This is a genomic window from Antarctobacter sp. (genome assembly GCF_048262615.1).
GTDB lineage: Bacteria > Pseudomonadota > Alphaproteobacteria > Rhodobacterales > Rhodobacteraceae > Antarctobacter.
In genome coordinates, this window is the sequence record NZ_JBLXFB010000001.1 from 327,335 (window position 1) to 341,504 (window position 14,170).

The window sequence follows — 14,170 nt, forward strand, 5'->3', positions numbered from 1 at the left end:
TGGGATGAGGTGGAGCGCAAAAACGTCGCGCGGCGGGGGCAGGGCAGGCGAAACCGGAACTGCCCGTCCCGCGCGACACATATGGCATCCGGAGTCGGCGCATCGGCAGCGGCAAAGGTGGGCCATGGCAGGGGCACCGGCACGTATGGGTGCCTTGACGTGTCACGTTCCGCAAGGGGGGGCGGTGGCCCGTCCAAGTCGGTTGTTTTGAATGTTAGATGGGTCTGCCCGCCGTCCGGCATTCACGACTGGTGGGCACCTGAGGCACCAGCCAACCCACAGGGACGTTGCATAGAATTGGCTGGGATTGGAAAATTGGTCGGGCTAGCAGGACTCGAACCTGCGACCTTCCGTCCCCCAGACGGACGCGCTACCAGACTGCGCCATAGCCCGACGTGTCGGGGTGGTTTACGCTTTTTTTCGTCAAGAGCAACCCCTCAGAACGAAAAATCCGAGGCTCAGGAAAGCGGTGCAGACAGGCGATCCCGGAGCGCTTCCAGAGCGGGAAGTTGCGCTGCAAGCGCGGCCTTTTGCGCCTCTGAAAGGGAGGACAGTTTTGCGATCTGGCCCAGTGGGCCGATGGCGGGGCGGACAACCGGTTCGGCAACAGGTGGCGGGGTTTCCGAGATGCTGAAATCCGGCAGATCAAGCGGGTTCCGAGCCTTGGATTCGGTTTCCGGGTCGGCAACCACCGCTGGCCCGTCATCTGCCACCGGCGCAGCGGCGGGTATGTCAAACGGCAGTTCCGGGGTGTCGGCGGGCTCACGCTCGGGTGGCGAATCTGACGGCCCAGAGGAGGGTGCGGCGTCGACCTCTGCCTGTGGCAGAGCGGTGTCGATTGCCAATTCGGTGTCCCCGTGATCGCCCGATTCCTCTGGCGTCTCTTTTGCGGCAGGTGACGGCTCTGCTTCCATTTGCTGTGACGCTTCGATTTGTTGCGAGTCGGAACAGTGATGCACCGGCGACTCAGAGACGGCATTGTCCAACGCCTCCGGCATGGGGAGATCCGCCTCTTCCGTCGTGTCGTCTTGGATGTTTTCAAAACCTTCCGCCGCGTCGGCCATCACGGACAAGTCCTGTGCGGCGGGCGCCTCAGGCGCGGTCTGCGGCGGGTCAACGTCGACACTGTCAGGCAGGTCAGGGGCGGCGGGTTCTAATGCATCGGCTTCCTGTTCCGGAGCGTCGCCAACCGTCTGAGGTGTGAGCGTGTCGTCGGCCCGCATCACAACCGCTTCGGACGGGAAGGCCACCACCTCGGCCTCTGTGTCGTGCAACGGCACTTCGGCATAGGGGGCATCCTCAATCAGATCGCTCTGGTCGGCCTCTGCGGACTGCGCCGCCAGAGAGGCGACATGGCGTACGCCCTGTTCACGCAGGACCTTTTGCACACCCTTGATGGTCATGCCATCATCGTGCAGTAACTTCTTGATTCCGCCCAGCAATTCCATGTCGGCCGGGCGATAGTAGCGACGTCCGCCGGCGCGTTTCACGGGTTTGACCTGGCTGAACTTGCTCTCCCAGAAGCGCAGCACATGGGCTGGTGTTTCCAGCCAGTCCGCCACTTCCGAAATGGTCCGAAACGCGTCCCGAGACTTGGGCATCAGCGCCGCCTCAGCGCTTGTTGCCCGCGGCCACGCGGTCTTTCATCAGGTGCGAGGGGCGGAAGGTCAGCACGCGGCGCGGCTGAATCGGGACCTCTTGTCCGGTCTTGGGGTTGCGTCCGACACGGGCCGCCTTTTCCCGGACCGAGAAGGTGCCAAAGGACGAAATCTTGACCTGCTCGCCCGCGACCAGCGAATCCGACATGTGCTGAAGCACCGCTTCGACCAGTTCGGCGCTTTCGTTGCGCGACAGACCGACCTCGCGGAATACCGCCTCACTCAGGTCCATGCGCGTCAGCGTCTTTTCACCCATGATCGTCCCTCCCGATGTTTCTTCTGGATTATTGGGGTGAAAAATCACAAGTCAATATCAATGACTTGCGGCTAGCAATTTATCCTCTCGATCACCGCTAAACTGCAACATGCGTGGACATCCGCCCATGTGCACAGCCCTGCGGTGGCAGTTACCAGCGCAAAACCACCGATCCCCAGGCCAGCCCGCCGCCGATCGCCTCAGTCACCACAAGGTCGCCGCGCTTGATCTGACCCCGCGCCTTGCCGACAGACAGCGCCAGTGGAATCGACGCGGCAGAGGTGTTGCCGTGGTCCTGAACGGTCACGACGACCCGGTCCATTGGCAGTCCCAGCTTTTTCGCCGTCCCGTTGATGATGCGGATATTGGCCTGATGCGGTACCACCCAGTCGATCTCATCGGAGGCGACACCGGCTTTTTCCATCGCGGTTGTGGCTGTGGAGGCCAGTTTTTCCACCGCGTGCCGAAAGACCTCTTTGCCCTGCATCCGCAGGAACCCGGTGTTCTGTTTGCTCACGCCGCCATCGACATAGAGGATGTCGCGGAACCGACCGTCGCTGTGCAGGTCTGTCGACAGGATGCCCCGGTCGGCCTTGGTACCGTCCCCGTCGGCGGCCTCCAGAATCAGCGCCCCGGCACCATCGCCGAACAGCACGCATGTGCCCCGGTCGGTCCAGTCCATGATGCGCGAAAACGTCTCTGCGCCGATCACCAGAATGCGCTTTGCCTGACCGGAGACGATCAGCGCATTGGCATTGGCCAGTGCGTAAATGAACCCGGCGCAGACGGCCTGCACGTCAAAGGCAAACCCTGTGGTCATGCCCAACTCGGCCTGCACCATGGTCGCGGCGGACGGAAATGTCAGGTCGGCGGTCGAGGTGGCGACGATCAGCGCATCCACCGTATCGGCGGTGACACCGGCATCCTGCAATGCGGCATTGGCGGCGCGGGTGGCCAGATCCGAGGTGGTCTGACCCTCGGCGGCAAAATGTCGGCGTTCGATACCTGATCGGCTGCGAATCCAATCGTCACTGGTCTCCAGCGTCGCCTCGAATTCGGCGTTTTCGACGACGCGATCGGGCAGGTAGTGCCCGACGCCGGTGACGACGGCGCGTATGGTCATGATTTCTTGACGTCCTTTTGTGAACCGCCATCCTGCGACGCCTCGGCGGCAGAGGCAACCCGTGCGGCCAGTCTGTCGCCAAAGCCCGAGCGCGCCAGCTCAAACGCCAGCTTTACCGCGGCAGAGACGCCGGTCGCATCGGCCGAGCCGTGGGATTTGACGACTGTTCCGTTCAGGCCAAGGAAGATGCCGCCATTCACCCGTCGCGGATCTATCCGCTTTTGCAGGCGGCGCAACGATGTCAGCGCCAGCAACGAGGCGATGCGCGACAGCGGGGAATAGGCGAATGCCTCGCGCAGCAGATCGCCGATCAAAGAGGCGGTGCCCTCGCCGGTCTTCAGCGCCACGTTGCCGGTGAAGCCGTCGGTGACAATGACATCGCAGCGCTTGCCCGGAATATCGCCGCCTTCGACAAAGCCGACGAATTTGTAGTTTCCGGCGTCTTCCTGGGCGGCGATCAGGTCATGCGCCTCTTTCAGTTCGGCGCGACCCTTGTGTTCTTCGGTGCCGACGTTCAGCAGGCCAACCCGTGGCTTGGTCAGCGCCAGACCGTTGCGGGCATAGGCCGATCCCATCAGCGCGTATTGCAACAGGTCTTCGGCGTCGGCGCGGATATCCGCGCCAACGTCCAGCATCACGTTGAACCCCTGCGGGTTGCGTGACGGCCAGAGAATCGCGATGGCGGGGCGGTTGACGCCGGGCAGCTTGCGCAGGCGGATCATCGACAGTGCCATCAGCGCGCCGGTGTTGCCGCAGCTTACAGCCACGGTCGCCTCACCCGCACGCACCGATTCCAGTGTCGACCACATGGAGGTGCCCTTGCCGTGACGCATCACCTGGCTGGGCTTGTCCTCCATGCTCACGATGCCCTGGGCGTCGCGAATCTGGCATCGTTGATCCAAACCACGACGCCGCGCGACGAGCTTTTCAAGCTCATCCGCGGGACCGTGCAGGATGAAATCCAGTTCGGGATTGATGCGGGCAGACTCGTAGATTCCCGCGATCACAGCCGCCGGGCCCCGGTCGCCGCCCATGGCGTCGACCGAGATCACAATGCGAGACGAGTCGGAGCCTCGGTGGTCCTTCTGGGAAGACATTCAGTAGGCGTCCCGACGGGAAGATGCTCAGGCGGCGTCTTCGTCCAGTTCGATGTCGTCGGTCATCGCAACAACTTCGCGCTCGGCGTAGTGGCCGCAGGACGGGCAGACGTGATGCGGGCGTTTCAGCTCGCCGCAGTTGTCGCATTCATTCGGGTTGGCGCCGGAAAGGGCGTCATGCGCGCGACGGTTGTTGCGGCGCGACTTGGAAACTTTGTTCTGTTGGACAGCCATGTCTCAACCTTTTTTGTCGCCGGGGGGCGGGGCCGCCCGTGGTGTTTCGGATGGGGCCATGCCGCGCAGCCGTGATCGGCTCGCGGCGACATGCGCCTGACGTACTCATGAGCGCGCGAAAATACGCGGTAGCGCCGAATTGGCAAGCGGAATCTCAGCCCTCTTTGTCGTTGTCCTGCATTTTTTCGCGCAAGCCGGCTAGTCCGGCAAATGGCTTGGTCTCTTCGTCGGTTACCGGCACCACGCCATCGGCGGCAAATTGCGCCTCTCCCAATGAAACGCCGTCTTTGCGCGGGTAGGTGGGCAGAGCCAGCGACAGCGCCTCCAGCATGATGGACTCGATGTCGATCTCGTCGCCCAGCACCTCGACGCTGTCGTCGTCGGGGATTTCGGTTTCCGACCCGGCCTCGGGGGCGTCCATCCGCTCGGGTGGCAAGAATTCGCGCACGACGGTCGTGTCGATCCGCGTGGTCACCGGGTCCAGCGTGACGATGCAGGCCTGAACCGCCGTTGCGCCCAGTTTCGCGTCCAGCCGCCAGCCGGATTTGCCCATCGGGGTCAGTTTGCCTTGGAATCGCAGCTTGCGCAGCGCCTCTGCACCCAGTTCGGCGGCGTAGCGCGCGCGCGCGGCTGCGCCGGGCTCCATGTTCACGGGCGTCGATCCGGTCTGACGGAGGCTGGCGACGCGCAGCCGCGCGGCGGTCGAGCGGCCTTCGGAGGGATCGGTGGTCATTGTGACAGCTTTTCCTGTGCTTGAATGGCGGGCATTCCTTATGTAAGCGGGATAGGTGGCAGAAGGGCCCGTGACAAGAGGGGCGTGACATGAACGGATTTGCAGGCAAGGTGAAGGTTTTCGTCGCGGCAGTGATGCTGGTGACGCTGTCGGCGTGCGCCGCGCAGTACCGCACCCACGGTTATCTTCCCTCTGAGGAAGACTTGCAGCAGATCGTTCCCGGTATCGACACCAAGGCCTCTGTTGAGGACCTGATCGGGGTGCCCAACGCCGCGGGCGTGCTGAGCGGGTCGGGCTACTACTATATAGAGACCGAAGTGCGCCACTTTGCCTACCAAAAGCCGAAGGTCGTCGAGCGGACCATCGTCGCCATCACCTTTGATGAGGCGGACGTGGTCAAGAATATCGCCACCTACGGTCTGGAGGATGGCCGCGTCGTGACGCTCAACCGCCGTGTGACCCAGACATCCGATGGCGACATCAACTTTATCCGCAAGCTGTTCGGCAATGTTGGCGGCATCTCGGCGGCGGGTCTGTTCGGCGAGTGATCGCCTCGGCTTTTTCCTGCCGTACAACTGTCATTTGATTGTCACGCGGTTTTGGCATCTCGTCTGACACACGGACGTGCGAGTCGCGCGCCGGGCAGGAGCGGGCGAGATGATCCAGTTGAAACGTGGCCGGTATCGCGCGCGCTTTGCCGACAGTGAGGCCGATGTCATCGCGGCCCAGACCCTGCGTGGCCGCGCCTTTCACGGAGGCGGGCTGGATGCGGATGATTTTGACGCACTCTGTGATCATGTGCTTGTCGAGGAGAACCGCACCGGCGCTTTGGTGTGCTGTTTTCGGTTCCTGCAACTGGCCAGCGGCGGAGAGATCGGGCGCAGCTATTCGGCGCAGTATTATGAGCTTTCCGCGCTCGAATCCTTTGCGGGGCCGATGGTTGAGATGGGCCGCTTTTGCATAGATCCCGATCTGCATGACCCTGACGTTCTGCGGGTCGCTTGGGGGGCGATGACGTCTTATGTCGACGACAGGGGGGTCGAATTGTTGTTCGGCTGCGCCAGCTTTTCAGGCACCGACGCGCGCACCTATTACGATGCCTTTGCCATGCTCAAGGCGCGTCACCTTGCCCCGCGCCGCTGGCTGCCGCGCGTCAAGGCGCCGGATGTCTTTCGCTTTGCCCAGCGTCTGCGACGCAAGCCGGATGCCAAGAAAGCCATGCTGCGGATGCCGCCGCTATTGCGCACCTACCTGATGATGGGCGGCTGGGTGAGCGACCACGCGGTGGTGGATTCGCAGATGAATACACTTCACGTCTTCACCGGGGTCGAAATCGCCGCCATTCCGCCCGCCCGGAAAAAACTGTTGCGCGCGGTGGTGGGCTGAGACCGGGGCGGTGTCGCATGGCGGCTTGACGGCGCGCCCGCGCTTGCCTAGCTGGCCTGCATGGCAACACCTCCTCTTCTTCAGCTCACCGACATATCGCTCACCTTTGGCGGCGATCCTGTTTTCGACAACCTGTCGCTCACCGTCCATCAGGGCGACCGCGTCGCGCTGGTCGGGCGCAACGGGTCCGGCAAATCCACCCTGATGAAGGTCATGGCGGGGCTGGTCGAAGCGGACCGGGGGGACCGCGTGGTGCCGACCGGATCGTCGGTGGGTTACATGGAGCAAGACCCGGATTTGTCCGGGTTCGAGACGTTGGGGGACTTCGCCGCCTCTGAGCTTGCGGCCTCGGAAATGTACCGTGTCGAACGCGCCTCCGAAGGGTTGAAGTTTGACCCCGAGCGTCCTGTCGCCACCGCCTCGGGCGGTGAGCGGCGACGCGCCGCGCTGGCCAAGCTGATGGCCGAAGCACCCGATCTGATGCTGTTGGACGAACCGACCAACCACCTGGATATCGAGGCGATTTCCTGGCTGGAGGACGAGTTGAAGTCCACCCGCAAGGGTTTTGTCCTGATCTCACACGACCGGCGGTTCCTGAGCGAACTTACCCGCGCGACGCTGTGGATCGACCGGGGCGTGGTGCGTCGTCAGGAACAGGGGTTTTCTGCCTTCGAGGCGTGGCGTGACAAGGCATGGGATGAAGAAGACACCCAGCGTCACAAGCTTGATCGCAAGATCAAAGCCGAGGGCCGCTGGGCCGTCGAAGGCATCAGCGCCCGGCGCACCCGCAATCAGGGACGTTTGCGCGCCTTGCAGGATTTGCGCAAGGAACGGTCCTCACAGATTCGCAGGCAAGGGTCTGCGGCGCTGGAACTGACCGCCGGTCCAAAGTCGGGCAAGAAAGTGATAGAGGCCAAGGGCATAACCCATGCATTTGGTGACACCACCATCGTGCGCGGCTTTGATATCACCATCCAGCGCGGTGACCGTGTTGCCTTTGTCGGGCCGAACGGTGTGGGCAAGACGACCCTGATCAAGATCCTCACCGGAGAGCTTGCGCCCGACGAGGGGTCCGTCAAGCTGGGCACCAACCTTGTACCCGCGATTTTTGACCAGAGCCGTGCGCAGTTGGACCCCGATGCCTCTCTTTGGGACAGTCTCACGCAGGATCGTGGGATGCGGGTGTCCGGGTCTTCGGATCAGGTCATGGTGCGGGGTGCGCCGCGTCACGTTGTCGGCTACCTCAAGGATTTCCTCTTTGACGAACGTCAGGCCCGCGCGCCGGTCCGGTCCTTGTCCGGTGGTGAAAAGGCGCGTCTGCTGCTGGCGAAACTGCTGGCGCGGGAATCGAATCTGCTGGTCCTGGACGAACCGACCAACGATCTGGATGTTGAAACGCTGGACCTGTTGCAGGAACTGCTGGACGACTATGACGGCACGGTCATGTTGATCAGCCACGACCGTGATTTTCTCGATCGGGTCGCCACCACCACCGTGGCGATGGAGGGCAGGGGCCGCGCCACTGTCTATGCTGGTGGCTGGTCCGACTATCAGGCACAAAAGCGCGCGGATGCCGCGCCAGAGAAGAAGGCAAGGCAAGCCCCGAAACAGGACAGCGCCGCCCCGGCCACAAAGCCCGAGCCAAAGCCGCTGCTCAGTTTTACCGAGCGCCATCGCTTGGAAGAACTGCCAGAGGTGATTGACCGGTTGACCGCTGAGATTGCCAAGCTGGAGCAGTTCCTTGCCGAGCCGGATCTGTTCACCAAGGCCCCTTTGAAATTCCGGAAGGCGACCGATGCCTTGGTCGAGCGGCAGACCGCGCTGGCCGGGGCGGAGGAAGAGTGGCTGGAACTGGCGGAAAAGGCCGAAGAGGCCTGAGCGCGCCCTAGCGCAATCCCAGCAGGCGCGCCATCACGCTCAGTTCCACCACTGTCATCAGAATACGCGCAACGTGATGCAGGCCGACCAGCGCCGGGTTGGCCGCAAGGCTCAGCGCCACCACCGACATTTCCGCCACGCCGCCCGGTGAAAAGCTGATCAGCAGGTGCAGCCATTCGATGCCGGTGATCTGCCAGAGGATCGCCGACAGCACACCGCCCAGAACCAGCATAAAGACCACCGACACCAGCGCCAGCCACGCGCAGCGGCGAAGCAGCGCAAGGTTGGTGCCCTTGAATCGCATACCAAGGCTGACGCCGATCACAAGTTGCGCGGCGGCGATCAGCCAGATCGGCAGGTGCAGGTCCAGCACGCCGGTTGTGGTGGCCAGCGCCGCCAGAATCATCGGTCCGCTCAACTGGGCCGCAGGCAGCCGGATCAGGCGCGCCAGCCACAGGCCCAGACCGGCCGCAAGGCCGATCAGCACCAGTGCCTGCGGCGCCACCGGCGCGTGTCCCGATGCCGCCGGCAACCCTGCGGCGCTCCCCACCGGGGTGCCCATCCACAACGACAGACAGAGCGGCAACAGGGTGATCACCACGATGATCCGCAGGAACTGTTGCGCGGTCAGAATGCGGATGTCGGCCCCCGCGCCTTCGCCCATGACGATGCTTTCCATCAGCCCGCCGGGCGTCCCCGAATAAAAGGCCGTGGCCCGGTCATAGCCCCCCAGACGGCGGAAAATGAAGGTGTTGCCAAGGTGCGCGCAGATCACAAAGACCACCAGCCCGCCCATTGTCCAGGGCAGTTGCCCGGCCATCGCCAACAGGTCCGCCGTCACTTGGGTGCCGATCATCACCCCGATCAGCGCCACGAATCCGGTCCGGAACGGCAGCGGGAAATCGTAGTCCTTCAGGAACGGCGGCGCCCAGATCAGGATCACCAGCGCAGAGGACAGCAGCCCGCCCAGCATCCATGGCATCGGCACATGCGCCAAGGTCGCGACAAAGCCGCCAAGCGCGCCAAAGGCGATCATCGCGGCGGTCTGCCAGATAAGGCGGAAGGTGGGGAAATCATGCATGTGTGAGTGATATTCCCGCTTGTCGCGCTGTGCAATGCGCCGGGGATTTCCTTTGCTGTCCAAAGGCTCTAGCTCTCGGTCATGGCTGACGCGCGCTTTATCGGCTCTCCCATCTATCGCGGCTCTGTCTACGGGGCGCGGCATCCTCTTTCGATCCAGCGGGTGCCGGCGGTGATCGACCTTGCCCGCGCGCTGGACTGGTTGCCTGTCGCGCGGTATCGCACCTCGCCGCGCGCCAAATCTGCCGCGCTGACGCGGTTTCACACATCCGGCTACGTGGCAGCCTTGCAGGCCGCCGAAGCGGCGCAATCCGTCAGCGATGCCGTGCGCGCGCGGCACGGGCTGGGCACGCTGTCCAACCCGGTCTTTGCCGAGATGTACCGCCGCCCGGCAACGGCTGTGGGCGGCGGGTTGCTGGCCGCCGAACTGGTGGCCGGGGGCGGCGTGGTTCACAACCCCGGCGGTGGCCAGCATCATGGCATGCCGGACCGTGCCGCCGGGTTTTGCTATCTCAATGAGCCGGTCTTGACGATTGAGCGTCTGTTGCAGATGGGGCTGTCTCGCGTCGCCTATGTCGACATTGATGCGCATCACTGTGACGGGGTCGAGGCCGCGTTTGCGGGGCGCGAGGATGTCCGGACAGTCTCTGTCCATGAGGCGCGGCGCTGGCCTTTCACCGGGGCCTTGCAGGATACGGGCGGCGGTGCGGCCTTCAATCTGCCGGTTGCGCGCGGCTTCAACGACACGGAATTCGCGCTCGTGCTGGAGGAGGTGATCCTGCCCGCCGTTGCCGATTTCCGACCCGATGCAATCTATCTGCAATGCGGCGCGGATGCGCTGCTGGAAGACCCGCTGGCCCGCCTGTCCCTGTCGAACCGGTGCCATGTGGCCACAGTGCGCGCCCTGCGTCCACTTGCGCCCCGCATGATTGTCGCGGGCGGCGGCGGTTACAACCCGTGGAGCGTGGCCCGCTGCTGGACCGCCGTCTGGGGCGAGATTGCGGGGGTCGAGATTCCGGACAACTTGCCAGAGGCGGCACGGGCCGTATTGCGCGGGCTGATGTGGCATCGCAAGGGCAGACCCGATCCCGCGCTGTTGACGACGCTTCTGGACGCGCCGCGCGAAGGGCCGGTTTCGGCGGACCTGAAGGCGGACATCGCCCAACTAAAAGCGCGTCTTCGCGCCGTCGTCTGACGCTGCCATCTGAATTGGGAGAGTTGGAGCGGGTAGCGGGAATCGAACCCGCGCGTTCAGCTTGGGAAGCTGACAGGCTACCATTACATCATACCCGCCGCGAGGCGCATCGGTAGCTTAGCCTCGGCGCGTCGTCAAGAACTCTCCGAGCCTGTTCCGCCCGCCGGGGATATGCTCTAGACCTCTGGGAAAATCAGAAAACACCTCGGGAGGAACCTAATCATGACGCTCGCTTTGCCCGCGACGGGCATTTTTGTCGGCCGCGCCTGGCGGCCTGATCGCAACGGTCCAGCGCTGATTGTCCGGCGAGGGGCCGAGGCCGTGGATATCACCTGCCCAGAGGTGCCGACCATGCAGGCGTTGCTGGACCGCGACGATGCGGCCAGTTTCGCCGCTGCGGCACCGGGCGAAAACCTCGGACCGCTGGAGGCGCTGGCCGAGGCGTCAACCGAAGCACCCAATGGTGTGTATCTGCTGGCCCCGTGCGACCTGCAACCGGTCAAGGCCTGCGGCGTGACCTTTGTGTCCTCCATGCTGGAACGGGTGATCGAGGAGCAGGCCAAGGGCGATCCGGCGCGCGCGCTGGCGATCCGTGAACGCTGTACCGCCATTCTGGGCGACAGCCTGCGCGACGTGCAGCCGGGGTCCGACAAGGCGCTGAAACTCAAGGAGGTTCTGATCGCCGATGGCGTCTGGTCGCAGTATCTTGAGGTGGGCATCGGTCCCTATGCCGAGGTGTTCTCCAAGGCGCAGCCGATGGCGGCGGTGGGCTTTGGCGCCAGTGTCGGGCTGCATCCGATTTCCACATGGAACAACCCGGAGCCGGAGATCGTGCTGGCCTGTGACAGCGGCGGGCGGATCAAGGGTGCGACGCTGGGCAACGACGTGAACCTGCGTGACGTCGAGGGGCGCTCGGCGCTGCTGCTGGGGAAGGCGAAGGACAACAACGCGTCTTGCGCGGTCGGGCCGATGCTGCGGCTGTTCGACGACAGCTATGGGCTGGAAGATGTGCGCAACGCGGAACTGACGCTGACCGTGACGGGCACCGATGGCTACGTTCTGAACGGGCGCAGCAGCATGTCCCAGATCAGCCGCGACCCGGAGGATCTGGTGGCGCAGACCTGTGGCGCGCATCACCAGTACCCTGACGGGTTTTTCCTGATGCTGGGCACGCTGTTTGCCCCGACCGAGGACCGCGATGTACCGGGTGAGGGGTTTACCCATAAACTGGGCGATGTGGTCGAAATTTCGGAACCCGCCTTGGGCAGACTGGCCAATACCGTAAGGCTGTCGACCGAATGCCCGCCGTGGACATTTGGCACCAGTGCGCTGATGCGCAATCTGGCGGCGCGCGGGCTGCTTTAGGCAGCCCGGCGCAGGCGGGTCAGACGCGTTTGCGCCGCCGCCGTCCGCCTCGGTCGTCGCCGCCGGTGTTGAAACTGACCTGCGGCAGGTTGACGAGTTTTTTCAACTCCGGAAACGGGTCCGTCGCGTGCGGGATCGCGTTGGCGGCGACGAAATGTTCCTGAAACCGCGGCTCGATGGCGGTTTCGACCTTGGTGATCTCGCGCACCACGCGCTCAATCTCGCGCCGGGCTGCAAGGTTGCACAGCGCGATCCGCGCCCCGGTGCCTGCGGCGTTGCCCGCACTGGTGACCTTGTCCAGCGGTACATCGGGGATCATGCCCAGCACCATGGCGTGCAGCGGTGAGATATGCGCCCCGAATGCACCCGCCAGCACAACGCGGTCCACCTTGTCGACGCCACGCGTGTCCATCAACAGGCGGGCACCGGCATACAGTGCGGATTTTGCCAGTTGGATGGCGCGAATATCGCCTTGGGTGACAGTAATCCGTGGCCCGCCTTCTTCACTGGCATCGTAAACCAGATAGGAATAGGTGCGCCCCTCGGGGAAACAACGATCCGTGCCGGTCTTGTCGGGACCGCCGATCAGGCCGGAGGGGTCCATCAGGCCAGCGGTGCGCAGTTCCGCCACCGCCTCGATGATGCCGGAGCCGCAAATGCCGGTGATGCCCGACGCGGCGGTTTCCTCGGCAAAGCCCTCTTCGTCCGACCACTTTTCGCACCCGATCACGCGGAAACGCGGTTCTTTTGTCACCGGATCTATGCGGATCGCCTCAATCGCGCCGGGGGCGGCGCGCTGGCCGGAACTGATCTGCGCGCCCTCAAAGGCGGGGCCGGTCGGCGAGGAACAGGCCAGCACGCGGGTGGTATCGCCCAGCAGGATCTCGGCATTGGTCCCGACATCAACAATGAGCGCCAAGTCCTTGGATTTTCCCGGTTCCTCGGACAATGCCACGGCGGCGGCGTCGGCCCCCACATGGCCCGCGATGCAGGGCAGGATATAGATTTGCGCGGAGGCGGGCAGGCTCATCAGTTCCAGATCGCGGGCGGTCAGCGTCATCGCGTTCGATGTGGCCAGCGCAAAGGGCGCTTGTCCCAGTTCCACCGGGTCGATGCCCAGCAGCAGGTGGTGCATCACCGGGTTGCAGACAAAGACGGTCTCAAGGATCAGGCTGGGGTCAATCCCGGCTTCGGCGGCGATTTCGCGCGCCAATGTGTCCAGCGCCTCGCGCACCGCGCGGGTCATCTCGACGTCGCCGCCGGGGTTCATCATCGCGTAGGACACGCGGCTCATCAGGTCTTCGCCAAAGCGGATCTGCGGGTTCATGATCCCGGACGAGGCCTTGACCTCGCCGGTTTCCAGATCGGTCAGATGCGCGGCGATGGTGGTCGAGCCGAGGTCGATGGCAAGGCCGAAAATCCCGCCCTCATGCAGGCCGGGCCATGCCGCGACGAGGCGCGGCACGGCGTCGTGATCGTCTTTGTGCAAGGCCACGGTGATTTTCCAACCACCTTTCCGCAGAATAGGTTGCAATTTGGCGAGTGTGGAAAACTCTGTGGATATCTCTGGGATATCCCACTGCGATGCCAGTGCGCGGGCGACGCGTTCCAGATCACCGGTCGGTTCGTGCATGTCGGGTTCCTGAACCTCGACATAGTAAAGCCGCGTGGCCGGGTCCATCTCGATCACGCGGGCCGTGGCGGCCTTGCGTACGACCTGACGGTGGACCTGACTTTCGGGCGGCACGTCGATCACCACGTCGCCCTGCACGGTGGCCTGACATCCCAGACGGCGGCCCGCTTTCAGCCCGCGTTTCTCGTCATAGCGGGCCTCGACCTTGTTCCAGTCCGACAGCGCGTTCTGTTCCACATGAACGCCGTGTTTGGGGAAATCGCCATAAGACGGGGTGATCTGGCATTTTGAGCAGATGCCCCGCCCGCCACAGACTGAATCGAGATCGACGCCCAACTGGCGGGCGGCGGTCAGGACGGGGGTTCCAGCGGGAAAGCGGCCACGCTTGCCGGATGGGGTGAAGATCACGAGGGGGTCTTGCGCCATGTTTCTGCCTCTGTCGGGTGCTGGCCGGGACCATAGCGTCTGTCGCGGGGATGGAAAGGCGGTGCGGCGTCAGAATACCGGTCGAAAACGGCATGGCGCGGGCCGC

13 protein-coding genes and 2 tRNA genes are annotated in these 14,170 nt (G+C 63.9%); 5 read left to right on the forward strand and 10 right to left on the reverse strand.

Features of this window, described 5'->3' with window-relative positions:
* Positions 1-316 precede the first annotated feature (316 nt).
* From ACN0S5_RS01600 to ACN0S5_RS01630, 7 genes are all read right to left on the reverse strand, one after another.
* A tRNA-Pro gene (locus ACN0S5_RS01600) sits at positions 317-393 on the reverse strand.
* Positions 394-458: 65 nt separating this feature from the next.
* Positions 459-1,601 carry a MerR family transcriptional regulator gene (locus ACN0S5_RS01605; protein ID WP_417205330.1) on the reverse strand — a complete coding sequence of 381 codons (1,143 nt, stop codon included), beginning with the start codon at positions 1,599-1,601 and terminating at the stop codon, positions 459-461.
* 10 nt (positions 1,602-1,611) lie between these two features.
* A complete protein-coding gene (gene ihfA, locus ACN0S5_RS01610; RefSeq protein WP_089279707.1) occupies positions 1,612-1,914 on the reverse strand; it encodes an integration host factor subunit alpha in 303 nt (100 codons plus the stop codon).
* A gap of 151 nt (positions 1,915-2,065) precedes the next feature.
* Complete coding sequence (locus tag ACN0S5_RS01615; RefSeq protein ID WP_417205332.1) at positions 2,066-3,037, reverse strand: beta-ketoacyl-ACP synthase III; 972 nt, start codon at positions 3,035-3,037, stop codon at positions 2,066-2,068.
* The gene (gene plsX, locus ACN0S5_RS01620) at positions 3,034-4,134 is read right to left on the reverse strand and encodes a phosphate acyltransferase PlsX (protein WP_417205334.1); all 1,101 of its coding nucleotides are present in this window, start codon (positions 4,132-4,134) and stop codon (positions 3,034-3,036) included. Before plsX ends, ACN0S5_RS01615 begins: the two co-directional genes overlap by 4 nt.
* Positions 4,135-4,161: 27 nt before the next feature.
* Entirely contained in the window at positions 4,162-4,368 is a 207-nt protein-coding gene (rpmF, locus tag ACN0S5_RS01625; protein WP_089279710.1) for a 50S ribosomal protein L32, read from the reverse strand.
* 154 nt (positions 4,369-4,522) lie between these two features.
* A complete protein-coding gene (locus tag ACN0S5_RS01630; protein ID WP_417205335.1) occupies positions 4,523-5,101 on the reverse strand; it encodes a YceD family protein in 579 nt (192 codons plus the stop codon).
* Positions 5,102-5,190: 89 nt separating this feature from the next.
* Between ACN0S5_RS01630 and ACN0S5_RS01635 the strand changes: the two genes are divergently transcribed.
* The 3 genes from ACN0S5_RS01635 (at position 5,191) to ACN0S5_RS01645 (ending at position 8,365) form a co-directional block, all read left to right on the forward strand.
* On the forward strand, positions 5,191-5,649 hold the full coding sequence (locus ACN0S5_RS01635; RefSeq protein WP_417205337.1) for an outer membrane protein assembly factor BamE: 459 nt from the start codon (positions 5,191-5,193) through the stop codon (positions 5,647-5,649).
* 109 nt (positions 5,650-5,758) lie between these two features.
* Positions 5,759-6,487, forward strand: coding sequence for a GNAT family N-acetyltransferase (locus ACN0S5_RS01640; RefSeq protein ID WP_417205338.1), 729 nt, complete (start codon positions 5,759-5,761; stop codon positions 6,485-6,487).
* A gap of 60 nt (positions 6,488-6,547) precedes the next feature.
* Positions 6,548-8,365: an ABC-F family ATP-binding cassette domain-containing protein gene (locus ACN0S5_RS01645; RefSeq protein ID WP_417205339.1), complete on the forward strand. Its 1,818-nt coding sequence runs from the start codon at positions 6,548-6,550 to the stop codon at positions 8,363-8,365.
* A gap of 7 nt (positions 8,366-8,372) precedes the next feature.
* Here ACN0S5_RS01645 and ACN0S5_RS01650 read toward each other — a convergent pair whose 3' ends face one another.
* A complete protein-coding gene (locus tag ACN0S5_RS01650; RefSeq protein ID WP_417205340.1) occupies positions 8,373-9,446 on the reverse strand; it encodes an AbrB family transcriptional regulator in 1,074 nt (357 codons plus the stop codon).
* A gap of 81 nt (positions 9,447-9,527) precedes the next feature.
* Between ACN0S5_RS01650 and ACN0S5_RS01655 the strand changes: the two genes are divergently transcribed.
* Positions 9,528-10,640: an acetoin utilization protein AcuC gene (locus tag ACN0S5_RS01655; protein ID WP_417205341.1), complete on the forward strand. Its 1,113-nt coding sequence runs from the start codon at positions 9,528-9,530 to the stop codon at positions 10,638-10,640.
* Between the two features lie 24 nt (positions 10,641-10,664).
* On the opposite strand, the gene ACN0S5_RS01660 is transcribed toward ACN0S5_RS01655, so the two are convergent.
* A tRNA-Gly gene (locus tag ACN0S5_RS01660) sits at positions 10,665-10,738 on the reverse strand.
* Between the two features lie 124 nt (positions 10,739-10,862).
* On the opposite strand from ACN0S5_RS01660, the gene ACN0S5_RS01665 reads away from it, so the two are divergent.
* Complete coding sequence (locus ACN0S5_RS01665) at positions 10,863-12,005, forward strand: fumarylacetoacetate hydrolase family protein (protein ID WP_417205343.1); 1,143 nt, start codon at positions 10,863-10,865, stop codon at positions 12,003-12,005.
* Positions 12,006-12,024: 19 nt separating this feature from the next.
* Here ACN0S5_RS01665 and ACN0S5_RS01670 read toward each other — a convergent pair whose 3' ends face one another.
* Positions 12,025-14,064 (reverse strand): ASKHA domain-containing protein, encoded by a 2,040-nt coding sequence (locus tag ACN0S5_RS01670; protein ID WP_417205344.1) that lies wholly within the window; start codon positions 14,062-14,064, stop codon positions 12,025-12,027.
* Positions 14,065-14,170: the final 106 nt, after the last annotated feature.

Coding starts and splice junctions, on each gene's coding strand:
- ACN0S5_RS01605 (WP_417205330.1), bottom strand. CDS start 1,601: ATGCCCAAGTCTCGGGACGCGTTTCGGACCATTTCGGAAGTGGCGGAC.
- ihfA (WP_089279707.1), bottom strand. CDS start 1,914: ATGGGTGAAAAGACGCTGACGCGCATGGACCTGAGTGAGGCGGTATTC.
- ACN0S5_RS01615 (WP_417205332.1), bottom strand. CDS start 3,037: ATGACCATACGCGCCGTCGTCACCGGCGTCGGGCACTACCTGCCCGAT.
- plsX (WP_417205334.1), bottom strand. CDS start 4,134: ATGTCTTCCCAGAAGGACCACCGAGGCTCCGACTCGTCTCGCATTGTG.
- rpmF (WP_089279710.1), bottom strand. CDS start 4,368: ATGGCTGTCCAACAGAACAAAGTTTCCAAGTCGCGCCGCAACAACCGT.
- ACN0S5_RS01630 (WP_417205335.1), bottom strand. CDS start 5,101: ATGACCACCGATCCCTCCGAAGGCCGCTCGACCGCCGCGCGGCTGCGC.
- ACN0S5_RS01635 (WP_417205337.1), top strand. CDS start 5,191: ATGAACGGATTTGCAGGCAAGGTGAAGGTTTTCGTCGCGGCAGTGATG.
- ACN0S5_RS01640 (WP_417205338.1), top strand. CDS start 5,759: ATGATCCAGTTGAAACGTGGCCGGTATCGCGCGCGCTTTGCCGACAGT.
- ACN0S5_RS01645 (WP_417205339.1), top strand. CDS start 6,548: ATGGCAACACCTCCTCTTCTTCAGCTCACCGACATATCGCTCACCTTT.
- ACN0S5_RS01650 (WP_417205340.1), bottom strand. CDS start 9,446: ATGCATGATTTCCCCACCTTCCGCCTTATCTGGCAGACCGCCGCGATG.
- ACN0S5_RS01655 (WP_417205341.1), top strand. CDS start 9,528: ATGGCTGACGCGCGCTTTATCGGCTCTCCCATCTATCGCGGCTCTGTC.
- ACN0S5_RS01665 (WP_417205343.1), top strand. CDS start 10,863: ATGACGCTCGCTTTGCCCGCGACGGGCATTTTTGTCGGCCGCGCCTGG.
- ACN0S5_RS01670 (WP_417205344.1), bottom strand. CDS start 14,064: ATGGCGCAAGACCCCCTCGTGATCTTCACCCCATCCGGCAAGCGTGGC.